Origin of the sequence: Pseudoxanthomonas sp., assembly GCF_051953815.1 — a bacterium.
In the GTDB taxonomy this organism is placed as follows: domain Bacteria; phylum Pseudomonadota; class Gammaproteobacteria; order Xanthomonadales; family Xanthomonadaceae; genus Pseudoxanthomonas_A.
Window position 1 is genome coordinate 205,512 of the sequence record NZ_JBQCIJ010000046.1, and the last position, 22,123, is coordinate 227,634.

Annotated in this window: 24 protein-coding genes; 11 read left to right on the forward strand and 13 right to left on the reverse strand. The window is 69.9% G+C overall.

All coding sequences use genetic code 11. From position 1 onward, the window contains the following. Positions 1 to 3: 3 nt before the first annotated feature. On the forward strand, positions 4 to 588 hold the full coding sequence (locus tag ACTHN1_RS14790) for a nitrate reductase cytochrome c-type subunit (RefSeq protein ID WP_440471695.1): 585 nt from the start codon (positions 4 to 6) through the stop codon (positions 586 to 588). A gap of 3 nt (positions 589 to 591) precedes the next feature. Next, the gene (locus ACTHN1_RS14795; RefSeq protein ID WP_440471696.1) at positions 592 to 1,191 is read left to right on the forward strand and encodes a NapC/NirT family cytochrome c; all 600 of its coding nucleotides are present in this window, start codon (positions 592 to 594) and stop codon (positions 1,189 to 1,191) included. A 46-nt stretch (positions 1,192 to 1,237) separates the two neighbouring features. Here ACTHN1_RS14795 and ACTHN1_RS14800 read toward each other — a convergent pair whose 3' ends face one another. Next, entirely contained in the window at positions 1,238 to 1,387 is a 150-nt protein-coding gene (locus ACTHN1_RS14800; RefSeq protein ID WP_440471697.1) for a DUF3149 domain-containing protein, read from the reverse strand. A 155-nt stretch (positions 1,388 to 1,542) separates the two neighbouring features. On the opposite strand from ACTHN1_RS14800, the gene ACTHN1_RS14805 reads away from it, so the two are divergent. The 4 genes from ACTHN1_RS14805 (at position 1,543) to ACTHN1_RS14820 (ending at position 7,008) form a co-directional block, all read left to right on the forward strand. Beyond that, positions 1,543 to 1,785 (forward strand): hypothetical protein, encoded by a 243-nt coding sequence (locus tag ACTHN1_RS14805; RefSeq protein WP_440471698.1) that lies wholly within the window; start codon positions 1,543 to 1,545, stop codon positions 1,783 to 1,785. 71 nt (positions 1,786 to 1,856) lie between these two features. Further along, on the forward strand, positions 1,857 to 4,661 hold the full coding sequence (locus ACTHN1_RS14810) for a PAS domain S-box protein (RefSeq protein WP_440471699.1): 2,805 nt from the start codon (positions 1,857 to 1,859) through the stop codon (positions 4,659 to 4,661). A 69-nt stretch (positions 4,662 to 4,730) separates the two neighbouring features. After that, complete coding sequence (locus tag ACTHN1_RS14815) at positions 4,731 to 6,443, forward strand: ABC1 kinase family protein (protein ID WP_440471700.1); 1,713 nt, start codon at positions 4,731 to 4,733, stop codon at positions 6,441 to 6,443. 7 nt (positions 6,444 to 6,450) lie between these two features. Continuing rightward, complete coding sequence (locus ACTHN1_RS14820; protein WP_440471701.1) at positions 6,451 to 7,008, forward strand: GIY-YIG nuclease family protein; 558 nt, start codon at positions 6,451 to 6,453, stop codon at positions 7,006 to 7,008. 14 nt (positions 7,009 to 7,022) lie between these two features. Here the strand turns inward: ACTHN1_RS14820 and ACTHN1_RS14825 are convergent, their stop codons facing one another. From ACTHN1_RS14825 to ACTHN1_RS14835, 3 genes are all read right to left on the reverse strand, one after another. Next, a complete protein-coding gene (locus ACTHN1_RS14825) occupies positions 7,023 to 7,202 on the reverse strand; it encodes a hypothetical protein (RefSeq protein ID WP_440471702.1) in 180 nt (59 codons plus the stop codon). Positions 7,203 to 7,484: 282 nt separating this feature from the next. Continuing rightward, entirely contained in the window at positions 7,485 to 8,165 is a 681-nt protein-coding gene (locus ACTHN1_RS14830; protein WP_440471703.1) for a UdgX family uracil-DNA binding protein, read from the reverse strand. A 29-nt stretch (positions 8,166 to 8,194) separates the two neighbouring features. Next, positions 8,195 to 8,593 carry a hypothetical protein gene (locus ACTHN1_RS14835; protein WP_440471704.1) on the reverse strand — a complete coding sequence of 133 codons (399 nt, stop codon included), beginning with the start codon at positions 8,591 to 8,593 and terminating at the stop codon, positions 8,195 to 8,197. A 258-nt stretch (positions 8,594 to 8,851) separates the two neighbouring features. Between ACTHN1_RS14835 and ACTHN1_RS14840 the strand changes: the two genes are divergently transcribed. Next, a complete protein-coding gene (locus ACTHN1_RS14840) occupies positions 8,852 to 9,934 on the forward strand; it encodes an SDR family oxidoreductase (RefSeq protein ID WP_440471705.1) in 1,083 nt (360 codons plus the stop codon). An 18-nt stretch (positions 9,935 to 9,952) separates the two neighbouring features. Here ACTHN1_RS14840 and ACTHN1_RS14845 read toward each other — a convergent pair whose 3' ends face one another. The 3 genes from ACTHN1_RS14845 to ACTHN1_RS14855 all read right to left on the reverse strand — a co-directional run bounded on the left by ACTHN1_RS14845 (position 9,953) and on the right by ACTHN1_RS14855 (position 12,015). After that, entirely contained in the window at positions 9,953 to 10,186 is a 234-nt protein-coding gene (locus ACTHN1_RS14845; protein ID WP_440471706.1) for a hypothetical protein, read from the reverse strand. 68 nt (positions 10,187 to 10,254) lie between these two features. After that, positions 10,255 to 10,812, reverse strand: coding sequence for a hypothetical protein (locus tag ACTHN1_RS14850; RefSeq protein ID WP_440471707.1), 558 nt, complete (start codon positions 10,810 to 10,812; stop codon positions 10,255 to 10,257). A 66-nt stretch (positions 10,813 to 10,878) separates the two neighbouring features. Next, on the reverse strand, positions 10,879 to 12,015 hold the full coding sequence (locus ACTHN1_RS14855; RefSeq protein ID WP_440471708.1) for a BON domain-containing protein: 1,137 nt from the start codon (positions 12,013 to 12,015) through the stop codon (positions 10,879 to 10,881). Positions 12,016 to 12,249: 234 nt separating this feature from the next. On the opposite strand from ACTHN1_RS14855, the gene ACTHN1_RS14860 reads away from it, so the two are divergent. Both ACTHN1_RS14860 and ACTHN1_RS14865 read left to right on the forward strand, forming a co-directional pair. Continuing rightward, positions 12,250 to 12,531, forward strand: coding sequence for a hypothetical protein (locus ACTHN1_RS14860; RefSeq protein ID WP_440471709.1), 282 nt, complete (start codon positions 12,250 to 12,252; stop codon positions 12,529 to 12,531). 204 nt (positions 12,532 to 12,735) lie between these two features. After that, entirely contained in the window at positions 12,736 to 13,092 is a 357-nt protein-coding gene (locus ACTHN1_RS14865; RefSeq protein ID WP_440471710.1) for a KGG domain-containing protein, read from the forward strand. A gap of 34 nt (positions 13,093 to 13,126) precedes the next feature. Here ACTHN1_RS14865 and ACTHN1_RS14870 read toward each other — a convergent pair whose 3' ends face one another. Together ACTHN1_RS14870 and ACTHN1_RS14875 are read right to left on the reverse strand one after the other, a co-directional pair. Continuing rightward, on the reverse strand, positions 13,127 to 13,339 hold the full coding sequence (locus ACTHN1_RS14870; protein WP_440471711.1) for a hypothetical protein: 213 nt from the start codon (positions 13,337 to 13,339) through the stop codon (positions 13,127 to 13,129). Continuing rightward, entirely contained in the window at positions 13,332 to 14,657 is a 1,326-nt protein-coding gene (locus tag ACTHN1_RS14875; protein ID WP_440471712.1) for a sigma-54-dependent transcriptional regulator, read from the reverse strand. Before ACTHN1_RS14875 ends, ACTHN1_RS14870 begins: the two co-directional genes overlap by 8 nt. Between ACTHN1_RS14875 and ACTHN1_RS14880 the strand changes: the two genes are divergently transcribed. Next, positions 14,656 to 14,814, forward strand: a complete 159-nt coding sequence (locus tag ACTHN1_RS14880; protein WP_440471713.1) for a hypothetical protein — start codon at positions 14,656 to 14,658, stop codon at positions 14,812 to 14,814. The genes ACTHN1_RS14875 and ACTHN1_RS14880 overlap by 2 nt on opposite strands. Positions 14,815 to 14,820: 6 nt before the next feature. Here ACTHN1_RS14880 and ACTHN1_RS14885 read toward each other — a convergent pair whose 3' ends face one another. Next, the gene (locus tag ACTHN1_RS14885) at positions 14,821 to 15,276 is read right to left on the reverse strand and encodes an RES family NAD+ phosphorylase (RefSeq protein WP_440471714.1); all 456 of its coding nucleotides are present in this window, start codon (positions 15,274 to 15,276) and stop codon (positions 14,821 to 14,823) included. Positions 15,277 to 15,525: 249 nt separating this feature from the next. Between ACTHN1_RS14885 and ACTHN1_RS14890 the strand changes: the two genes are divergently transcribed. After that, positions 15,526 to 17,493: a mechanosensitive ion channel family protein gene (locus tag ACTHN1_RS14890; RefSeq protein ID WP_440471715.1), complete on the forward strand. Its 1,968-nt coding sequence runs from the start codon at positions 15,526 to 15,528 to the stop codon at positions 17,491 to 17,493. Between the two features lie 3 nt (positions 17,494 to 17,496). Here ACTHN1_RS14890 and ACTHN1_RS14895 read toward each other — a convergent pair whose 3' ends face one another. Genes ACTHN1_RS14895 through ACTHN1_RS14905 form a run of 3 tightly spaced genes read right to left on the reverse strand, consistent with a single transcriptional unit; the run spans position 17,497 to position 22,100 of the window. Next, the gene (locus ACTHN1_RS14895) at positions 17,497 to 19,617 is read right to left on the reverse strand and encodes an amylo-alpha-1,6-glucosidase (RefSeq protein ID WP_440471716.1); all 2,121 of its coding nucleotides are present in this window, start codon (positions 19,615 to 19,617) and stop codon (positions 17,497 to 17,499) included. Between the two features lie 3 nt (positions 19,618 to 19,620). After that, complete coding sequence (locus ACTHN1_RS14900) at positions 19,621 to 20,676, reverse strand: glycosyltransferase family 4 protein (protein WP_440471717.1); 1,056 nt, start codon at positions 20,674 to 20,676, stop codon at positions 19,621 to 19,623. Continuing rightward, positions 20,673 to 22,100, reverse strand: a complete 1,428-nt coding sequence (locus tag ACTHN1_RS14905; protein WP_440471749.1) for an alpha,alpha-trehalose-phosphate synthase (UDP-forming) — start codon at positions 22,098 to 22,100, stop codon at positions 20,673 to 20,675. The genes ACTHN1_RS14900 and ACTHN1_RS14905 overlap by 4 nt, the downstream gene beginning before the upstream one ends. Positions 22,101 to 22,123: the final 23 nt, after the last annotated feature.

Genomic DNA, 22,123 nt, shown 5'->3' on the forward strand with positions numbered 1-22,123 from the left:
GCCATGCGCAACAAGCCATTGCTGATTGCCTTGGGATTGACGGTGGTCCTGGCGGTGCTGGTGTTCGTGGCGGGGTGGATGTTCGGCAGCCATCGCGCATCTGAGCCACAGGCGACCGCCGACACGCCGGCGGTGCCCGGACCGGCCATCGATGCGCCGCTGCCCGGCGGCCAGATCGACGCCCTCCGCCGGGGCGTGCCGGTCGACCAGGAAGGCGCGCCGCCACCGATGGCGCGGGTGGAGAACACCGACATCAAGCGGGTGCGCGCCTACCCGATGCAGCCGCCGACCATCCCGCATGCGATCGATGGCTACCAGGTCGACAAGAACAGCAACCGCTGCATGCTGTGCCATGCGCGCGCCAACGCCGCGACCTTCCAGGCGCCGCCGGTGAGCGTGACCCACTATATGGACCGCGACGATCAATTCCTGGCGACCATTTCGCCGCGACGCTATTTCTGCAACCAGTGCCACGTGGTGCAGACCGACGCCAGGCCGCTGGTGGCGAACAACTTCCAGGACATCGACAGTGTCATCGCGGCCACCCCCGCCGCGCCGACCGCGCCGGCCAAGCAGGGGAGCGAATGAGCCATGTGGGAACGGATCAAGCAACGCCTGCTGCCCATCTGGCGCACCCTGCGAGTCCCCAGCCGGCACTACAGCCTGGGTTTCCTGACCGTGGCCGGCTTCGTCGCCGGCGTGGTGTTCTGGGGCGGCTTCAACACCGCGCTGGAAGCGACCAACACCGAGACCTTCTGCACCGGTTGCCACGAGATGCGCGACAACGTTTTCCAGGAGCTGAAGACGACCATCCACTACTCCAACCGCTCCGGAGTGCGCGCCACCTGCCCGGACTGCCACGTGCCGCACAACTGGACCAACAAGATCGCCCGCAAGATGCAGGCGTCGAAGGAAGTCTGGGGCAAGGTGTTCGGCACCATCGACACCCGCGAGAAGTTCCTGGACCACCGGCTGGAACTGGCGATGCACGAATGGGAGCGGCTGAAGGCCAACGATTCGCTGGAGTGCCGCAACTGCCACGATTACTCGTCGATGGATCTGACCCGGCAGGGATCACGCGCGGCCCAGACCCACAAGCTGTGGCTGGGTACGCAGAAGAAGACCTGCATCGATTGCCACAAGGGCGTGGCCCACCACCTGCCGGACATGACCGGAGTGCCGCAGGGCTGAATCCCCCAGCCGCTGCGGCTTCCCCAAAGACGATGCCGGGCGGGTCCTACCTGCCGCCGCGGCGGCGCTCTTCCTCGCGCATCTTCTTGCGCAGGAACAGGCTGACCCAGAGGCCGATGCCGAACATCACCAGGCTGCCGCCGATGGCCAGCCAGCCGACCGGCTCCAGCAGGATTTCGCGAAGGATCGGATGCATGTGGCGGTTCCCCGGATGGACTGCGCGCAGGTTAACGGGATGGCGGCGCGCGGCATTGACTTGAATCAATGGGGTTTGCCGCCGGGATCGCGCGAAGAGCGCGTGCACGGGGCGAGGACGCCGGTGTGCGATAAGGTGCGCCGGAGGAACACGGCATGAGCGGCACCTATTCACTTCTGATATCGCCCGGGCACGCCGAACTGGTGCAGGGGGACGCCGGCGCCACGCTGGGAGCGGGCTTCCGGCTGGTCCACGAGCAGTTGCGGAAGGCCAGCGGGGCGCGCTGGTATTTCTACGCCGACGCCTCCCTCAGCAAGCCCGAGGCGCTGCGGCGCGCGCAGCAGTGGTACGACTCCAGCGGCCATCCGGACTGGCCGGGACTGGCCGCCGGCGGCTGAAGCCAGCGGCCTCTACATGGCCTTCACCGGGCTTGCCACAGCTTGGAACCGATCGCACAAGGGACCGTTCCATGCTGGATCCGCGCAGCCCCGACGCGGGCAGCCAATCCGTCCTGCTGGCGCTGGAGGATGGCATCCGCCGCATCCGTGACGCACGCCAGGTGATGGCTTTCGCCGCCGAGCACCTGGCCCGCCATCTGGGCGTCGATCGGGTCTGCTACGCGGAAATGGACAAGGCCGGCGAGCGTTTCGCCTTGCAGGTGGAGTACAGCAGCGGGCGCCTGCCGGCGCTGACCGGCCAGCATCGCCTGGACGCGTTCGGCGATTCGGTCGGCGAGGCGATGCGTCGCGGCGAATCGCTCAGCTGCGACGACACGCACGCACTGGCCGGCCTCAACGAAGTGCAGCGACGCACGTATCGCGACAGCGGAATCCGCGCGCACATCAGCGTGCCGCTGGTGCGGGAAGGCGATTTCAAGGCCATCCTGGCGGTCCACCACGCCGAACCGCGCGCATGGACCGCCGATGAACTGGCGCTGGTGCGGGACGTCGGCGACCGCACCTGGGAGGCGGTGCTGCGCACGCGGGTGGCGGTGGAACTGCGCCGCAGCGAGGCCCGGTTCCGGCAGTTGTTCGAATCCATCGACCAGGGCTTCTGCATCATCGACGTCGCGTTCGACGGCGATGGACATGCCTATGACTACCGGTTCATGGAGGTCAACGCCGCTTTTTCCCGTCACTCCGGCCTGAGCGACGTCGCCGGGCGCCGCATGCGCGAAGTGGCCGCCGATCTGGAGCCCTCCTGGTACGAACTGTATGGAGAGGTCGCGCGGACTGGAGAGCCGCGACGCTTCGAGAAGCAGGCGATGGGACTGGGCGGACGCTGGTTCGAGGTGTACGCGTTCCCGCTGGAGGACATCGGCCATCAGGTCGGCGTGCTGTTCAGCGACATCAGCGAGCGGCGCCGGATCAGCGAGGCGGTGCGCGAGAGCCAGGTGCAGCTGGCGGCGGTGATCGAACACGTACCCGTCGGCATCGGTCTGTTCGATACCCAGGGCCATTACCTGATGACCAACCCGCGGTTGCAGGAACTGGTCGGCGACGTGCTGCCGTCGCGGGACCCGCGTTCGCGCTGGCGCGCCTACGACGCCGACGGCCGGTTGCTGTCGCCGGCGGAGTATCCCAGTTCGCGCGCCCTGCGTGGCGAGACGGTGCCGCCTACGGTGGATTTCCACATCTACCTGGACGGGCAGGAGCGCTGGATCGTGTTCGGGGCGGTGCCGCTGTGGCGCGACGGCGTGGTGATCGGCGGCATTTCGGTGGCGCAGGACATCACCGAACGCCGGCGGGTGGAAAGCGCGTTGCGCGAAAGCGAATGGCGGCTGTCCACGCTCATCGAAGGCATTCCGCAACTGGTCTGGCGTTCCTCCGATCGCGGCCACTGGACCTGGGCAAGCCCGCAATGGGAACAGTTCACCGGGCAGGATCCGGCGGCGGCGGTCGGGCTGGGCTGGCTGGAAGCGATCCATCCGGAGGATCGCACCGCCACCCTCTCGGCGTGGGAGCAGGCCGGCGAGGGCGGGGTGATGGCGGTGGAACACCGGGTGCGTCACGCCCGCAGCGGCAGCTACGTCTGGCATTCCACCCGCTCGCGACCGCTCAGGGATCCGCAGGGCCGCATCGTCGAATGGCTGGGCACCACCACCGACATCCAGCAATTCAAGGAACTGCAGGCCCGCCAGCGCGAATTGCTGGAACAGCAGGCCGAGCAGAACCGACGCAAGGACGAGTTCCTGGCCATCCTCGCGCACGAACTGCGCAATCCGCTCGCGCCGCTGCGGACCACCCTGGAACTGCTGGTGGAGGCGGGCGAAGCGCCGTTCGCGCGCTCGCTTACCCGCATGCAGCGGCAGGTGGATCACATGGTCCGGCTGGTGGAGGACCTGCTGGAGGTCTCGCGCATCACCCGCGGCACCATCGAGCTGCGGCGCGAGCCGCTGGATCTCAACGAGGTGCTCAAGGTCGCCATCGACACCAGCCGCCCGTGGATCGAGCAGGCCGGACACACGCTCGACATCGCGCTGTCGCCGCCGCCGTGTTGCCTGGTCGACGGCGATCCGGTGCGGCTGGCGCAGGTGTTCTCCAACCTGCTGAACAACGCCGCCAAGTTCACCCACGCGCCCGGCCGGATCGCGCTGGCGTCGGAACGGGTCGGGGATCGCGTGCGGGTGACCGTCAGCGACAACGGCGTCGGCATGCCGGCCGAGCGCATAGGCGAAATCTTCAACCTGTTCTCGCAGATCCGCCAGGAAAAGCAGCAGATGCTGAGCGGCCTGGGAATCGGCCTGACCCTGGTCCGCAGCATCGTCGAACTGCACGGCGGACGGGTCACGGCGCACAGCGATGGCATCGGGCAGGGCAGCCGGTTCGAAGTCGAACTGCCGCTCATCACGACGGACATACCCGGAGACGACGACATGGCGAACCCGCAAATGCAAGCACGCAGCCGGCACCGGATCATGGTGGTCGACGACAACCGCGACGCGGCCGACGCGGTGGCCGAGTATCTGGAGTTCGCCGGACACGAGGTGGCGGTCGCCTACGATGGCGAGTCCGCGTTGGCCCGCTTCGTCGGATTCGCGCCGGAAATGGTGCTGATGGATCTGGGCATGCCGGGGCTCAGCGGCTATGAAACCGCCACGCGCATGCGCGCGTTGCGGAAGGACGCGCCGCTGACCCTGGTGGCGCTGAGCGGCTGGACCCACGAGGACGACAAGCGCCGTTCGCGCGAAGCCGGCTTCGACGCGCACCTGGCCAAACCGGTGGAGGTGGCCACGCTGCGCCGCCTGATGAGCGAGTATCTGGAGGCCACGTGAGTCCGTCCCCCGGCGCGGCGGGCGGCGCCGGCGGCGGCTTTCACCGTGCGTAGCCATCGGGCCGGGACAATGGAGTCCCGTTCAAGGAATCCGCCCATGGAATCCCAGGCCAGGCAACTCGACCCTTCGCCGGGCGCGGGCAGGCGGCGCGGCCAGATCCTGCGCTTCCTGTTCCGATACCGGAATTCAGGACTGTTCTCCGGGCTGGACACCCGCCTGGAGGACGCCGACCCCGACGCGGCCGAGGGCACCCCGCAGGAGCTGGCGCATGATCTCGAAGCGCTCGGCCCGGCGTTCGTGAAGATCGGACAGATGCTGTCCACCCGTCCCGACATCGTGCCGCCGGCCTATGCCAGTTCCTTCGAGCGCATGCAGGAACAGGTCGAACCGGTGCCGTTCGAGGCGGTGCGCGAGGTGGTGGAGGCCGAACTGGGCGTTCGCCTCAGCCACGCCTTTTCCGATTTCGAAGCCAGGCCGCTGGGCTCGGCCTCGCTGGCGCAGGTGCACCGCGCCTGGCTGCGCGACGGCAGGGCGGTGGCGGTGAAGGTGCAGAAGCCCGGCATCGCCCAGCAACTGCTCGGGGATCTGGAGCTGTTGCGCGGCTTCGCCCGCGGCGCGGATCGCTTCACCGATGTCGGCCGGCGGGTCCGCTTCGCCGACTGGCTGGAAGAGTTCAGCCGCACCCTGCTGGCGGAACTGGACTACCAGGCCGAAGCGGAGAACCTGGTCCGCTTCCGCCTGCACCTGGCGCCGTTCCCGGAATTGTGGGTGCCCGCGCCGGTGGCCGATCTGAGCCGGCGCCGGGTCCTGACGATGGAACTGGTGGAAGGCATCCGGGTGGACCAGATTCCCGGCGTCCGCCGCACCGAGCAGGCCATGGACACGCTCGCCTCGGCGCTGCTGCGCGGCTATCTGGATCAGATCTTCGTGCACGGCGAAATCCATGCCGATCCGCATCCGGGCAACCTGCGGGTGACCCGCGACGGGCGCCTGGCGGTGTTCGATCTCGGCATGGTCGCCAATATCCCGCCCAAGCGACGCGATTGCCTGCTCAAGCTGCTGTTCGCCGCGGTCGACGGCCGTGGCGAGCAGGCCGCCGACGAGGCCATCGCGATGGGCACGCGGCTGGAGGATTACGACGAGGAGCGTTTCGTGCGCGAGGTCGGCCACCTGGTCAGCCACTACACCGCGCATGCGCGCAGCACCTCGTCCGGACGGGTGGTGCTGGAACTGGTGCGGGTGGCCACCGCCTGCGGCCTGCGCACGCCACCGGAGCTGAGCCTGCTGGGCAAGGCGCTGCTCAACCTGGATGCGGTCTGCCGGCACCTGGCGCCGGAGATGGATCCCAAGGCGGTGGTGGAAAGGCATCTTCAGCACGTCATCCGCGCGCGCCTGCGCCAGTCGCTGTCCTCGCCCAACATCGCCAGCGAATTGATCGAGATCCAGACCCTGCTGCGCGAAGGCCCGCGCAAGCTGTCCGACGCGCTGTCGCTGATCGCCGAGAACAAGCTGCAGCTGCGCGTGGCGGGCCTGGAGGAATCGCGGCTGATGGAGAACCTGCAGAAGATCGCCAACCGGATCTCCGCCGGGCTGGTGACCGCCGCGTTGATCGTCGCGTCCTCGTTGATGATGCGGGTGGAGACCCGCAGCACCCTGTGGGGCTACCCGACGGTGGCGCTGCTGCTGTTCCTGCTGGGCGCGGGGCTGGGCGTTGGCATCGTGATCAGCGCGCTGCGACGCGACCGCACCGCGCGTTCGCGCGAGGAGCGCGCCCCGCGCTGACGCCCCGGTGACCGCCTTCCTTTACCTGCTGCCCTGCGCGGGCGAGGACCTGATCAAGCTGGGCATCTCCCGCGATCCGCTCGCGCGTGCGCGCAGCCTGGCGCCGCGCTGGTTCGAGTTCTTCGACCTGGATCGCGCCTGGCTGCTGCAGGCCGACGCCATCGCCGAGGCGCAGTCGTGGGAGACCGCGCTCAAGCGTTCGCTGAAACCGCACAACGCGCCGGCGCCGCTGTTGTCGGTGCGCGCCGCCGGCGGGTTCAGCGAATGGTTCCGTGGCGCGCACGGGGCGGTGCTGGACTACATGGATGCGATGGCCGGGCAGGGGTTCGCGCTGCATCCGGCCCGGCCCTGGCTGGGCCAGGCGCTGGCGCGCGGCAGCGATTCCCTCTACGGCTGGGCCGATGCGCTCTGGCAATCCATGCTTGAAAGCGGCATCGATCCCTCGCTGCATCCGCTCGCGCCTTCGCTGCGCGATGCCTGCGACGAACAGGCCGCGTTCGCGCTGGAGGTGGAGACGCGGATGCCGGCGGCGGTGGCGCGCTGGTATCGCGACGTTCGTGGTTGAAGTGGTTGAACGGGTCAATCCGGCGCCTTGGCCGGGACGAACGGCGATACCGGATCGCTGGCCGGGAAGGTTTCCTCCAGCGCCTCGTCCTGGTTCTCGCTTTCGTGATGCTTGCGCCTGCGTTCCTCGTGCGGTGTTTCGGGCGCGTCGCGGTTTTCTTCCGGTGCGGGGGGATCCTTGCGGTCGCGGTTCATGGCGGTCTCCAGTGGGAGGACCAGGCCAGTGTGGAACCGCGCCGGTGGTACCGGCGTGAACCCGGCGACGTCCCGCGATCGGATTCAGCGCCGGTTGCGATCGCCGGTGCCGAGCGGATCCGGGTAATCGCGTTCGGGATCGCGGCGACCGGTGCCGCGTGGCACGTCCGGCTGGTCGTGGTCCTTCCAGCGCGCATCGTCGTTGCGCAGGCGATCGGGGGTATGGGCTTTCTGCTGGTCGCCCTGCGGATTGCCGCGCGGGGGCGGGGGCGGGTTTGCGCTTCATGGGGCATCTCCGGATGCGGTTGGAGGAACGTCGCCGGCCACCCGCGCGGCGACCTTGCGCAGATCGCCGCGCAGGTCGCGCAGGGCCTGTTCGCGCGGCTCGCCCTGCATGCGCAGGATGGCGGAGGGATGCCAACTGGCGATGGCGTCGGTGCGCTCGTCGAGCGCGCGCCAGCGGCCGCGTTCACGGGTCAGGCGGAAGGCGTTGCCGAACAGCGTCTGCGCGGCCATCGCGCCCAGTGCGACCACCCAGCGCGGACGCAGGCGCGACAGCTCGGCGGCCAGCCATGGCCGGCACGCCGCCTGTTCGGCGGCGTTGGCGCGCTGGTGCAGGCGTCGCTTGCCGCGTTGGCGGAACTTGAAGTGCTTCACCGTGTTGGTCAGGTAAACCTCGTCTGCGGCCAGCCCGCATTCCGCGAGCAGCTGGCGCAGCAGCTGCCCGGCCGGCCCCACGAACGGCTCGCCCTGGCGATCTTCCTGATCGCCGGGCTGTTCGCCGATGAGCATGACCGCGGCCCGCGCGGGACCGGCGCCGAAGACCGTCTGCGTCGCGTCCCGCCACAACGGGCATGCCCGGCAATCCGCCGCGCGCAGGCGCAACTGGCGCAGCGTGCCGGCCGGAACGGCCTCCACCGGCTTGGCCAGCGGCACCCGGGGCGGCGCGATGGCGCGCGGCATGGACTCAGCGCGCCGGCCGCGGGCGCGGCTCAGGCGTCGGCCAGTTCATGCACCGCGTGCCGGCTGGCCTGCGGAACGGCGACCGCCGGCGCTTCGCGATGCGGACGCGGCAGCGGCGCCATGGGCGCGACCGGCACGGGCGCGCGCCGGCGTTCGGCCGCCGCCAACACCCGCAGGCGCGCAATCCGGCTGCGCGCCCAGCGCGCCGACCAGCGCATGCCGGCCGCCACCGAACGCACCGCGACGTTGGCCTGGGGATTGAGCGGGTCGTGCAACTGCACGCTCACCAGCCAGCCATCGCGCAACGGATGTATCTCCAGCACGCTGCAGCCATCGAGCAACAGGCGCGCGCCGCTCCATGCGTCGTCGGAGGTGGCTTCCACCCAGGTGAAGTCCGAAGGAAGCTTCATCGGCACGGCTTTGGTCATGGCATGCATCCTGTTTGCTTGGGGGATGCGGTTACATAGCAGATCACATGCCATCGGAAACTGACTGGAAACAACACCCTGGATCGTGCATCGCGCAAGCAGGGACGCAGGCGTTTCCATCCGCCGGAAAAAATTTCCGGCGAAGTGGAGAGCACGTGAAGAGCGCGCCTTGGCGCGGCGCTCACGAGCCGCTCCCTAACGTGCTTGTTCAGCAGAAACGCCGCGTTCGACCCTGCGCTGGCGTAACCGGGAGTGAACATGAAAGGCAGCGCCAAGAAGTCTTCCGTCAAGAAATCCGCCATCAGGAAATCCTCCGTCGCGAAAGACGCCGGTACGAAAGACACGAAAAGGAGTCGCGGTGTTTCCGCTTCGTCGTCCGCGAAGGCCGCCTCCACCGCGCAACGCCAGCGTCGGCTGCAGGAGGAGGCGATGGAGAAGAACGCGCGCGCGCCTTCGCCCGGGAAGAAACCGGTGCAGGCGGGCAGCCGGCGACAGCCCGAGCCACCGCTGAGCCGCCAGCACCTGGCCAAGCCGGGCAACGAATCCGAGCTGGACGTGCCGCCGCGTTTCCTCGCCCGCGATTACCGCGGCAGCGGCAAGCTGCAGGATCGCCGCGCCCTCATCACCGGCGGCGACTCCGGCATCGGCCGGGCGGTGGCCGTGCTGTTCGCGCGGGAAGGCGCGGACGTGGCCATCGTCTACCTGGACGAGCACGAGGATGCGCGCGAGACCGCGCGCCACGTCGAGGCCGAAGGACGGCGCTGCCTGTTGATCAGCGGCGACGTGCGCGATCCGGCGTTCTGCGCGCAGGCGGTGGCGCGCACGCTGGAGGTGTTCGGCGGGCTCGACATCCTGGTCAACAACGCCGCCTTCCAGCAGCACGTCAAGCGGCTGGAAGACATCAGCGACGCGCAGCTGGCCGAAACCCTGCAGACCAACATCGGCGGCTACTTCAACATGACCCGCGCGGCGTTGCCGCACCTGCGGGAAGGCGCCTGCATCATCAACAGCGGTTCGGAAACCGGATTGTTCGGCAGCAAGGAACTGCTCGACTACGCCGCGACCAAGGGCGCCATCCATGCGTTCACCAAATCGCTGGCCAGCAACCTGTTGCCGCGCGGCATCCGGGTCAACGCGGTGGCGCCGGGACCGGTCTGGACGCCGTTGAATCCGGCGGATCGGGAAGCGGACAAGGTGGCCACGTTCGGCAAGGACAGCGACATGGGACGACCGGCGCAGCCGGAGGAACTGTCGCCGGCCTATGTGTTCCTGGCCTCGCCGATCACCGCCTCGTACATCAACGGCGCGGTGTTGCCGGTGATGGGCGGGCCATACGGATAGCCGGCTGGCCGCGCCGGCTCAGGCGCGATCGCGCAGGCCGCTTTCACCCGACTGCTTGGCGCAGTGCGCGCAGCAGTAGATGGTGCCTTCGCTTTCCACCCCGTGGCCGATGACCATGCAGCCGCAATGCGCGCAGCGCGGCGCGAAGGCGTGGATGGCGCATTCGAACGCATCGAAGGTGCCGGTGCGTCCCTGCTGGGTGAGGGTGAAACTCTTGTCGTACTCGTTGCCACAGACGTCGCAGCGGGCCATGGGACATCTCCCGTCGGTTGGGAAAAGGAACGGGCCGCACGCGGTGCGGGCCCGGCGGTTTGCGTCGCTCAATAGACGCCCTCGGGACTGGGTTGCGGACGGCCCGGCGGCTCGGGGGGCAACTGTTCCAGGATGGGCGCGAGGATCTGTTCGGACTCCTCCAGCCAGGCGAGCATGCGCAGGGCCCAGTCGCGCAGATCGTCGCGGGCGCAGCGCTGCGACGCCTGGTCGAACAACGGCCACGCCTCGTCCAGCACCGATTGCAGCGCCAGCGCGGCTTGGCGCTCGTATTCGTCCGGATCGAAACCCGGCAGCCGGGTGGACGCGTCATCGCCCGCGCCGGCCGTGTCATGGCCGGCCCACACCCCATCCGCGTTCTGGTGCTGGGCCAGGATCATGCGCGCCAGGGCGCGCAGCGATTCGTCGCCGGCGTGTTCGAGGATGCCGGCGGCGAGGCGTCGTTCGCGCAGGCCCAGCGCCAGCGCGGCCTCGAGGAAGGCGTCATCGTCGAAATCCGCGGGCGTGTCGTCCCCGTCGTCGTTGCGCCGCGGGGGCAGGTGGCGCAGCAGCATGACCGCGCCGGCCACCAGCGCCAGCCACGCGATCATCGAAGTACGGTGCTTCATGCCGGATGCCTCCGCACGGCCGCCCGGATGGACGGCCGTGCCTGTCGTGCCGCCCGGCGCGGGCGGTCAGTGGGTGCTGCCTGCGGTCGGCGAGGGGTTGCCGCCGGTGCTGGAACGCTGGGTCGTCGCGCCGCTGCGCCGGCCGGCGGACTCGCCGGTGGCGGACGGGGTTTCCAGCCCCGTGTCCGGCATCCGTCCGAGCGCGGGCGATACCCGGATCTCGTTGCGCACATCCTTCACGCCGCTGCAGGCATCGGCGATGTCCTCGGCGCGATGCTTCATCCAGCGATGCTCCACGGTTCCGGTCAGGGTCGCGACGCCGCCACTCACGCTGACCTGCACGTCGTCCGCATCCAGGTACGGATCGTCGGTGAAGCGTTCGTTGAGATCCTCGGTGATGCGTTCGTCCGAGCGGGTATAGCCACGCGGTCCACGACCACGGAAGCCCTGATTGGACTCGCCGAATCCGGCGGCGCCGCCGGCCTGGCGGTCGTCGCGCCATGACGACCGCCCGCGCCCCATGCCACCGTAGCGGCCGTCGTCACCCAGGCCGGCGCCGCGCGCATGGCGCCCGCCGCGCCCGTAACCGCCGCCCGCGAACACGTCGCCCTGCGCATAGCGCTGGCTGAAGTCTTCCGGTCCATAGACCCGCCCGGGATCGCGCTCGCGTCCATAGCCCTGGCTGTACTCGCCGCGATTGGCGTAGTAGCCGCTTTCGGTGTCGCCCTGGCGATAGCCGCCGGTGAAATCGCTGTCGTCGAACCCGCGCCCGTATTCGCGCTGGCCGGTGGCGCCGTAGTCGCTGAAGCCCGAACGGCCCTGGCCGGCGCCGTGCCTATCGCGTCCGCCGCCGCGTCCACCGCGTCCTCCGTCGTACTGGCTGCGAACGTCCTCGTCGGTCTCGCGTCCGCGGCCCCAGCGTTCGTACTCGTCCTCGCCGAATCGGCCTTCCTCCCAATCGCGCGGGCGCGGACGGGGCTGCACACCGGCGGTGGCGTAACCCTCGCCATAACCGCGCGCGTCGCGCTCGTCCCGCGGATGCCGTTCGTCCTGTTGCCGCCCGTATTGCCGGTTGTACTGGTTCATGTCCTGTCTCCGGTTCTGCCACCATTCGCGGCTGGCGTCCGCCAGCTGCGTCGCCAGTTGCCGCAGTTCGCCTATCGCGGCCTTCAGTTCGGTGCCCACTTGCCTGTTGTCTTCCATCTGCCTGCTCCTGTGCGGATTCGGAGCCGCGCCACGCCGATGGCGCTCTGGACGGACTCCTTCGCATCCATCACGCAAACGCCATGCCATCGGCGGGCGCGCGCGTGCGCGCCCATCGCGCGCCCGCGTCCGGCGACGCAGGCAGCTTTTGCCCCGCCGCGAAGTTTGTGCGCGCGCCGACTGGCACGCGCCTTGCGCGGATCTACGCGAGCCAACGCGAAAACGAGGTGCGAGATGAAACGATGGAGCCTGCTGGCCTGCCTGTTGCTGGCCCTGGCGGCGTGCGACCGCCGCGACGATGCCGACGTGCCCGCCTCCAGCACCGGCAGCGGCACGCCACCGGGCGAGGCGGTGGACCCCGGGGGCGACGACAAGGCGGCGACGCGCGACGCGCCGGTGCAGTTGACCCAGCCACCGCCCGCGGCGACGGACTGCGACGGCAAGGTCGGTGACGAGCTGGCGGACTGCATCCGCGATCGCGGCCAGCGCGAGCGTGGCGGAGCGCCGCCACCCTGACGCACAAATTTCACGGCGTGCAGCTTGTTCCGCCCTGGTCGTCGCCGGAGCGCTCCCTGCGCGGGCTCCGCCGTTGGCACGGACATTGCGGAGCACGCTGTGGCCGCGGCGTGGTCGCCGCGCGCCATTTCCTTTCCAACAGAAGGCGACCCCATGTCCCGTTCCCCGTTGTCATTGAGCCCCTCCGCGATGAACGCAAACGCCATGAACGCTTCTTCTTCATCCTCCCCCCGCGGTCCGTCTCCCGGCCGCCGTGAACCACGCGGTTTCGCCGCGATGGATCCGGAGCGCCAGCGCGAGATCGCGCGCAAGGGCGGACGCGCCGCCCACCGGAGCGGAAACGCCCATCAATTCGATTCCGAGGAAGCGCGCGAGGCGGGCCGCAAGGGCGGTGAAGTGGTGAGCCAGGACCGCACGCACATGGCGCGGATCGGCGCGCGCGGCGGCGAGGCGCGCGGCGCCAACCGCCGGCAGCAGGCGCAGAGCGGGGACAAGGACGGCGAGGAAGCCGCCGGATCCGAGCCGGAGGACGCCGGCATGTCCGCGCGACGTCCGCATTGAATGACCCCCGCGAACGCGCGGAACGCGGCGCCGCCTAACTCTCGGGGATGGCGCGCGCCGCGCGCGGCGACGCATTCGCCCCCGCGCGATCCAGCAGCGCGCCGCACTGGACGACCGCCGCGTCGATGCGATCCAGTCCCGCGCGCGCATCCTCGGCCTGTCCATCCGCGAGCGCCTGGCGCACGACGGAGTTGGCGTACAGGATCAGGTTGAGTTCGTTGCGCAGTTCATGCTGCCAGTCAGACATGGTCGCGCTTCCGGGCAAGATGGTTGTGCACGGTGCGCACGCTGATGCCGAGGCTGCGGGCGGTGGCGGTCTTGTCGCCGCCATGGAACGCCAGGGTCTTGCGCAGCATTTCCGACTCCACCTGGGCGAAGGTCATGCCGACCTGAAAACGCACGCCGGCCGGATCGTCGTCGCCCGCGAGGCCGGTCCGGGAGGACGCCATCGGCAGGGGACGCACGCCGTCGTCCTGGCTGCGCAGGTAGGCCAGTTCCACCGCGCTGGCCAGCTCGCGCACGTTGCCGGGCCAGGCGTGCGCCATCAGCGCCGGCAGGCAGCGCTCCTCCAGCCGCTTGGCCTGGCCGCTGCGCTGGTTGAGCCGGTCGATGAAGGCGTTGACCAGCAACGGGATGTCGGCCCGGCGCGCGCGCAGAGGCGGCACTTCGATCGGATAGCGCGCCAGGCGGAAGTAGAGATCGGGGCGCAGATCGGCGCAGCCGTTGCCGGAGAAGCGGTGGGTGGCGGCGATCACCCGCACATCGATCGGCACCTCGCCCTGGCCGCCGATGCGCTGGACCACGCCGGTCTCCAGCGTGCGCAGCAGATACACCTGCAGGGCCGGCGGCATGTCGCCGATCTCGTCGAGGAACAGCGTGCCGCCCTGGGCCTGCTCGAAAAAGCCCAGATGCCGGTTGGCCGCGCCGGTGAAACTGCCGCGTTCGTGGCCGAACAGTTCGCTGGCCAGCAACTCGGCGGGCAGGGCGCCGCAATTGACCGCGACGAAACGGCCGCCGCGGCCGCTCTGCGCATGCAGGGCGCGCGCGGCCAGTTCCTTGCCGCTGCCGGTCTCGCCGAACAGCAGCACGCTGACGTCGTGCGGCGCGGCGCGGGCGATTTCGTGGCGCAGCGCGTGCATGGCCGCGGTCTCGCCGAGCAGGCCATCGGCGCCGTCCTCGCGCCGCGCCGCCTCGCGCGCGTGGTGGGATTGGCGCACGTCGTCGAGCAGTCCCATCAGGCGGACGGGCGGCAGCGGCTTGGCCAGATAGGCCGAGGCGCTGGACGCCACCGCGCGACGCGCGTGATCGATGTCGCTGCTGCCGCTGACGAACACGATCTGGCCCTGATGCTGCACGGGAATGCGGTCGAGCACGTCGAAACCCGTGCCGTCCGGCAGGTTCATGTCGAGCAGAGTCAGATCGGGATCATGATGGGCCAGCCAGGACGCGGCGTCGGCGACGCCATGGAAGGCATGCGCGGTGAAGCCGCGGCGCCGGGCCAGGTCCAGGGTCATCGACGCGAACTCGGTGTCATCGTCGACGATGGCAAAGCATGGATTCGCCATGTTCACTCTCGTGGATCGTCAGATGCCGAGCATCGCGGAATGGCTGTTAGGGCAACGCGAAGCGGGCGCGGCCACATGCGCCGCGCGCGTGCATGCGATGTTGATGTTCATGAAGGTGACCGCTGATCGCGCTTGTTGTCGTGTCGCGGCGCCGTGAAGGCGATCAGGCGAGGCGCTGATCCATCCTGAAATGGTGCGCCGGCAGGTAGCTGGCCCGCGCGAACAGGGGATGGCGCGGATTGATCAGCAGGTTGTGTTCGCACGGACACAGCGCGCTGGGCACCTGCGCGAGCAGCGTGTTTCCGGCCGCCAGCCAGGCGTCACCCAGCGCCTGGACTTCCGGGCGATAGGGACGCTCGCGCCACGGCAGGTCCTCGCCGACTTCGATGACATGCAGCGAATCGACGGGGAACCGCGCTTCGATCAGCTTCAGATCGTTGATCGGCGTGCTTTCCAGGTGCGCGCGGTGCTCCAGCATCGCCGCCGCGGCCGAGCGCGCGGCGTAAATCACCGGCAGGCGGCCGGAGGTCCAGCGGCCCGGGCGGTCGCTGGCGGTGAACGCTTCGGCGATGACGGTGTCCTCCACCATCACGAAGGCCGGGATGGTGTCATTCGACATGGCATCTGCTCCGGATCGCGGTGACCATCATCGTGTTCCCGGCGCGAAGACGGCGTGCAATGGCGGCGGGAGATCGCCGCGCGCTTTTCACATGGCGGGTCCGCGGGCTCGGTTAGGGTCGAAATCCTCCAACTCCGGTCGACCATGCGCGCCTTCACCGCATCCCCGACAACCACGTCCACGCCTTCCCGCATCCGGTGTTCCGCCCGCTTCGTCCGCCGATGGCGCGGCGCCGCGCTGGCGGCCTTGATGCTGCTCATGGCCGGCGCCCCGACGGTCTCCGCCCGTTCGCCGGCGGCGCTTCCGGAGTCCGCGCCATCGTCGCCTTCCGTGCAGGCCACCGCGCGCGAGGTGCTGGAGCAAGTGGGCGAGCGCGACAGCGCGCCGATGTACAGCCGTCGCATGTGGCGCGGCGCGGTGCGCGACTGGGCGTGGGCGGCGCCGGCGGTCGAACGCGATGTCGCCGCCGCATGGCGCGATCTGCGCGGCCAGACCGATGGACTTGTCGGCGTGCTCGCGCTGTCGCTGCTGCCGCTGTGGGCGGTCGCGCTGTGGGCGGTTCCGCGACTGCTGGCCAGGCTGTCGCCGCGACTGCCGGAAGGCCGCGTCCGGCGTTCGCTGACCGCATTGCTGCGGGTGTTGGCGGCGACGGCGCTCAGCGCGGTGGCGGTGACCGGGCTGCTGCAGATCCTCGCCTGGGGCGCGCCGGCGGATTCGCCGCTGCCGGGACTGCTGGGACCCCTGACCGGCGTCTGCGTGTTCGCGGTGTTCATGCTCAGCCTGGGCCGCAACGTGCTGTCCTGCGGAGACGCGGGCCTGCGCCTGCCGGATATTCCCGACGACGTGGCCGCGCGCATGCGGCATGTCCCGTGGCTGCTCGCGGGAGCGGTCGCGCTGGCGACCTGGACGGACATCCTGCTGGCGCGCTGGTTGCCGGCCGGCAGCCAGGCGGCGCAGCTCGGCGGCGCGTTCGTCACGGTGTTCCTGTCGGCGGTGCTGGCGAGCGTGTGGTCGCGGTTGGGGCTGGCGCTGCGCGGCGATCCGGCGGCCGCGCCACAGGGACGCCAGCGGGTTCTGCTGCGCGCGGTGATCCTGCTCGGCTGGCTGCTCATCCTCGGCAGCCTGGCCGCGACCCTGGCGGGCTATTACGCGGCCGGCGCGTTCCTGATCAGGCAGACCCTGTGGGGCGGCGTGGTGCTGGTGTTCGTCTATCTGCTCGCGGTCGCCAGTGGCGATGTCATCGACGCGTATCTGGGCGGAAACGGTCGCGCCGGCCGGGTGTTGGCGTGGCGGCTGGGACTGGAGCCGCGCAAGGTCGACCAGTTCGGCGCGCTGGTGTTCGGCGCGGTGCGGCTGCTGCTGTTGCTGGGCGCGCTGGTGCTGCTGGCGGCGCCCTACGGTCTGGGGCCGTCGGAGCTGTTCGGCCGCCTGCATCCGGGCTCGGCGGTGATCGCGATCGGCCAGCTGCGGCTGGGTGCGGGCGATCTCCTGCGGGCGCTGCTGGTGTTCGTTGCGGTGATGCTGGGCGCGCGCCTGTTCGGACACTGGTTCGATGGCCGCTACCTGCCGACCACGCGGCTGGATCCGGGCATGCGCGCCTCGCTGGCGTCGGTGATCCGCTACGCTGGCGTGGTGATCGCGCTGTCGATGGCGCTGGCGGCGATGGGCGTGGGCCTGGACAAGATCACCTGGATCGCCAGCGCGGCGACCGTGGGCATCGGTTTCGGCCTGCAGGCGATCGTGCAGAACTTCATCTCCGGCCTGATCCTGCTGGCCGAGCGCCCGGTCAGGGTGGGCGACTGGGTGGTGGTCGGCGACGCGGAGGGCGACGTGCGCCGCATCAACGTGCGCGCGACCGAGATCACCATGGCCGACCGCACCACCGTGCTGGTGCCCAATTCGGAGCTGATCACCAAGGTGGTGCGCAACCGCACGCTGACCCGCGCCGAAGGGCTGGTGAAAATCCTGCTGCCGTTGCCGGCGGCCACCACCGACGTCGAGAAGGCGGTCACCGTCGCGCGCGCGGTGATCGAGGCCAATCCGGACGTGCTGCCGCGGCCGGAGCCGCTGGTGCTGGTGGAGGAGGTGAAGGACAACAAGATCTTCTTCAATCTGTCGGTCTATGTGGAGGGACCGCGGCGGGTAGCGGCGGTGCGCGGCGCGCTGTTGTACGAACTGCTGCGCCGGCTGCCCGCGGCGGGGGTGCCGCTGGCCTGACGGTCACTGGCGGATGCTGACGGCCAGGCCGGGCGCGCCTTCGCCCTCGGCGAACACGCTGATGCGTTCGCCGACCTTGCGGAACGCCAGGTCGAAGCGGCGTTCGCCCAGGCGGAGATCGCTGACCGTGACATCCTCGATGCCCGGCGGCAGTTCGGGCTGGTTGATCTCCACGATGTCCCGACGGCCATCGATCTCGATGCCCAGGCACGCCTGCAGCAGCATCAGCGCCGAGCCGGCGGCCCACGCCTGCGGCAGGCACGCCACCGGATAGGCCACCGGCGGCGCGCCCTGGGTGCGCGAGAAGCCGCAGAAGAGTTCGGGCAGGCGCATGTCGAAATGCACCGCCGCCTCGAACGCGCCCCGCAGCAGGCGCGGCGCGCCGCCGCGGAAACCGGCGCGGGCGATGCCGCTGGCGCAGATCGCGTTGTCGTGCGGCCACACCGAGCCGTTGTGGTAGGAAATGGGGTTGTAGCGCGCCTCGCCGCGGGCGACGGTGCGCACGCCCCAGCCGGTGAAGAACGAGGACGACAGCAACTGCGCGGCGACGCCGGCGGCGCGTTCCGGCGCCGCCAGGCCGGTGTAGAGCAGGTGGCCGGGATTGCTGGTGCGCACGCGGCACAGTTGTCCTTCGCCATCCATCGCCAGGCCGTAGAACTTCAGTTCCTCGTCCCAGAACCGTTCCTCCACCGTCCGCCGCAGGCGTTCGGCGCGCGCCGCCCAGGCGTGCGCGCGCGGCTCGTCGTCACCGGCGATGGACGCCAGCGCCGCCATCCCGCGCAGCGCCGCGTAGGCATAGCCTTGCACTTCGACCAGCGCGATCGGCCCCGGCGCCAGCCGCCCATCGGCGTGGAAGACCGAGTCGCCGCTGTCCTTCCAGCCCTGGTTGCTCAGGCCGCTGCGTTCGCCGCGCGCATAGTCCAGCAGGCCGAGCGGATTGCCGTCGCAGACCCGTTCCACCCAGCCGATGGCGGCGGTCAGCGACGGCCACAGTCCGCGCACGAACGCGTCGTCGCCGGTGCGGCGCCAATAGGCGTGCGCGAGCATCACGAACAGCGGCGTGGTGTCGACGCCGCCGTAATACAGCCCGAACGGCAGCTCGCGCAGGCTGGACATTTCGCCCTTGCGGGTCTCGTGCATGATTTTGCCCGGCGACGCGTCCAGGAACGGCGCATCCTCCTTGGCCTGGTGCGCGGCGAGGAAACGCAGCACGCCGCACGCCAGCCCCGGATCCACCCACAGCGTCTGCAGCGCGGTGATGACCGCGTCGCGCCCGAACGGCGTGGAGAACCAGGGAATGCCGGCGTACGGATAGGGGCCGGTGTCCAGATCGCTGGTCAGCAGGGCCAGGTCCGAACGCGACTGGCGCATCCATTGATCGAACAGCGGCCCGCTGCTGACGATGCGCGCGCCCCGGCGCTGGCGCGAGCGCATGCGCCGGCGGGCGAGGGCGGCCTGGTAGCGATAGCGTTCGCGCGAGGGCGGTTCCCCGGCATCCGCGCCCGCCTCGATGTAGAACTCGCGGACTTCGTCCGGTTCCAGCGTCAGCGGAAACTCCAGTTCGCCGGCGTCGGAGAATCGCGGCGGCAGCGAGAAACGGATGTAGGCGGTGCGCTCCACGTCGTCCAGGCCGAGGTAGCGGAAGCCGTAGCCGATCTCGCCGGGCTCCGGTTCCATCAGGCGCCCGCGCGCCGGACGACGGCTGCCGCGCACCTCGAACATGTCCCAGAAGTCCGCCGCCAGGCGGAAGCGCAGCGGCAGGGTGACCCGCTGCTCGCCGTAGTTGACGCAGCTGATGCGCTCGTACATCCGCTCCTGGCACAGGAAACGGTTGCGGCTGATGTGGATCAGGCCCTGCGGCGTGCCGGCCTCGTCCAGCGGCGACAGCGCCCGGTTGGTGAGATGGGCGACGAACAGCACGTTGTCCTGGGTCACCGCCGCGCTGAGCAGGGTCGGCGCCTCGTCGCCGAGCCGCAGGTGGTAGCCCGACAGCACCCGCGTGTCGCTGATGAAGAGGCCTTCGGCCGGGCCGGCGATGTCGCCGTAGCTGTTGGCGACCAGGAAACTGTCGCCGTCCTTCAGTACATAGCGGGTGTACAGGGCGGCGTCGGCGGCGGAATCCATCGTTCAACCCTTGGCCATGCGCAGATCCGGACGCGCGAGCAGGGACTGGTACAGCGCGATGTAGTCGTTGGCCATCGCGGTCGCCGAGAAGCGTCGCTCGAAGGTTTCCCGGATCCCCGCGCGCGACAGGCGATCCACCTGTTCCACCGCGGTGGCTGCGGCGGCGATCGAGTCGACGATATGGCCGGTGACGCCTTCGTCCACCACTTCCGGGACCGAGCCGCAACGCCATCCGATGACCGGGGTGCCGCAGGCCATCGCCTCGATCATCACCAGCCCGAACGGCTCCGGCCAGTCGATCGGGAACAGCAGCGCACGCGCGTTGCCCAGGAACGCCGGCTTCTCGCTGTCGTTGATCTCGCCGATGAATTCGACCCCGTCCTGATCCAGCAGCGGACGGATGGTTTCGCGGAAGTACACGCGATCGTGGGTGTCCACCTTGGCCGCGATGCGCAGCGGCAGGCCGACCCGGCGGGCGATGGCGATCGCCCGATCCAGCCGCTTTTCGCGCGACACCCGGCCCAGGAAGGCGAGGTAGTCCCCGCGCGGGGCCGGCGACGGCGCGTACAGATCCTCCGGCAGGCCGTGGTAGACCGTGCCCAGCCAGTTGGCCCACGGAATCGGTTTGCGCTGGCTTTCGGAGATCGACACCAGCGGGAATTCCGGCCAGCGCCGGTAGTAGGCCGGCAGATCCTTCTTGTCCTGGCGGCCGTGCAGCGTGCTGAGCGTGCGCGCCGCGAACGGCTCGAACAGCGGGAACGGCAACAGGTCGATATGGAAATGCAGGATGTCGAATTCCGGCGCGCGCCGCGCCACGTCGGCGAGCATCGCCAGGTGCGCGGCCACCGGCGACTTCAGCGGCGAATCGTCCAGCCGGATCGCGCGGTCGCGGCCGGGCACGAGCGTGGCCGAGGTGCGCGAATCGCCGGAGGCGAACAGGGTCACCTCGTGGCCGGCGGCCACCAGCGCTTCGGTCAGGTAGGACACCACCCGTTCGGTGCCGCCGTACAGGCGCGGGGGCACCGCTTCGAGCAAGGGCGAAATCTGCGCAATTCTCATCGTAGCGAATCTCCGGTGAGCGCCCCGGAACGCGGTCCGGCAAGCGCGGTGGTCATGGCGCCTCCGCCACGGAGCCGTGGTTCGGCACGCAGGGTTTCGAGGAAGCGGCGCGCCCAATGGCCCACGTCGTTGCCGCGCAGCCGCGCCATCAGCGCCCGCCAGCGTTCCTGGCGCTCGCGCAGCGGCATGCCCGCGGCGAGGTCGATGGCCTCGGCCACCGCGTCGGGGTCATGCGGATTGACGATCAGCGCTTCGACCAGTTCCTCGGCGGCGCCGGCGAAACGCGACAGCACCAGCACCCCGGGATCCGCGGGCGATTGCGCGGCCAGGTACTCCTTGGCGACCAGGTTCATGCCGTCGCGCAGCGGCGTGATCAGGCCGATCGCCGCGGCCCGGTGGAAGCCCGCCAGCACCGGCTGCGGAAAGCTGTCGTTGACGTAGCGGATCGGCGTCCAGTCCGGCTTGGCGTGGCGGCCGTTGATATGCCCGGCCAGGCCTTCGAGTTCGCGGCGCACGTCCTGGTATTCGGGAACCTGGATGCGGCTGGGCGGCGCGATCTGCAGGTAGGTCAACTGGCCGGCGGACGCCGCGCCGCTTTCCAGGTGGCGCTCGAAGGAACGGAAGCGTTCCGGCAGGCCCTTGGAGTAATCCAGCCGATCCACGCCGATCGCGAGCCGGCGACCCGACAGGCTCGCCCGCAGGTCGTGTTCGGCCCGCTCCGCCTCGGCGCTGCGCGCCTGCGCGGCGATCGCCTCGACATCGATGCCGATCGGGAACGCGCCGCTGCGTCCGTGGCGGGTGATGCCGTGCTGGCGCAAGGCATGCTGATAGTTGTCGAGATCGGCGCGGGTCTGGAATCCGGTCAGGTCGTGGCAGGCCAGCGCTTCCAGCAGATCGCGATGGACGGGCAGGGCACGCAGCACGTCGGGCGGCGGCATCGGGATGTGCAGGAAGAACCCGATCCGGTTGCTCACGCCAAGTTCGCGCAGGCAGCGCGCCAGCGGAATCAGGTGGTAGTCGTGCACCCAGACGGTGTCGTCCGCGCGCAGCCGGCGGGCCAGCGCTTCGGCGAAGTACCGGTTCACCCGCAGCCAGGCCTCGTGGTGCTCGCGGTGGTAATCGACCAGGTCGATGCGGTAATGGAACAACGGCCACAGCACGCGGTTGGCGAAGCCGTGGTAATACCCGTCGAAATCGTCCGCCGGCAGATCCAGCAACGCGTATTCGATCCGCCCCGAATGCAGCGTCTCCAGCGGCAGGCGCGCATCGCTGGCCATGCGGCCGCTCCAGCCCAGCCACAGCGCCGGAGCGCCATCCATCGCCGCCGCCAGCGCCACCGCCAGGCCGCCGGTCTGGGTTTCACCGGGCAATGCCACCCGGTTGGAAACCTGCACGATGCGTCCGGTCTCCGCGCGTTCGTGAATCACGGGCCGCGATCGTGAGTCGA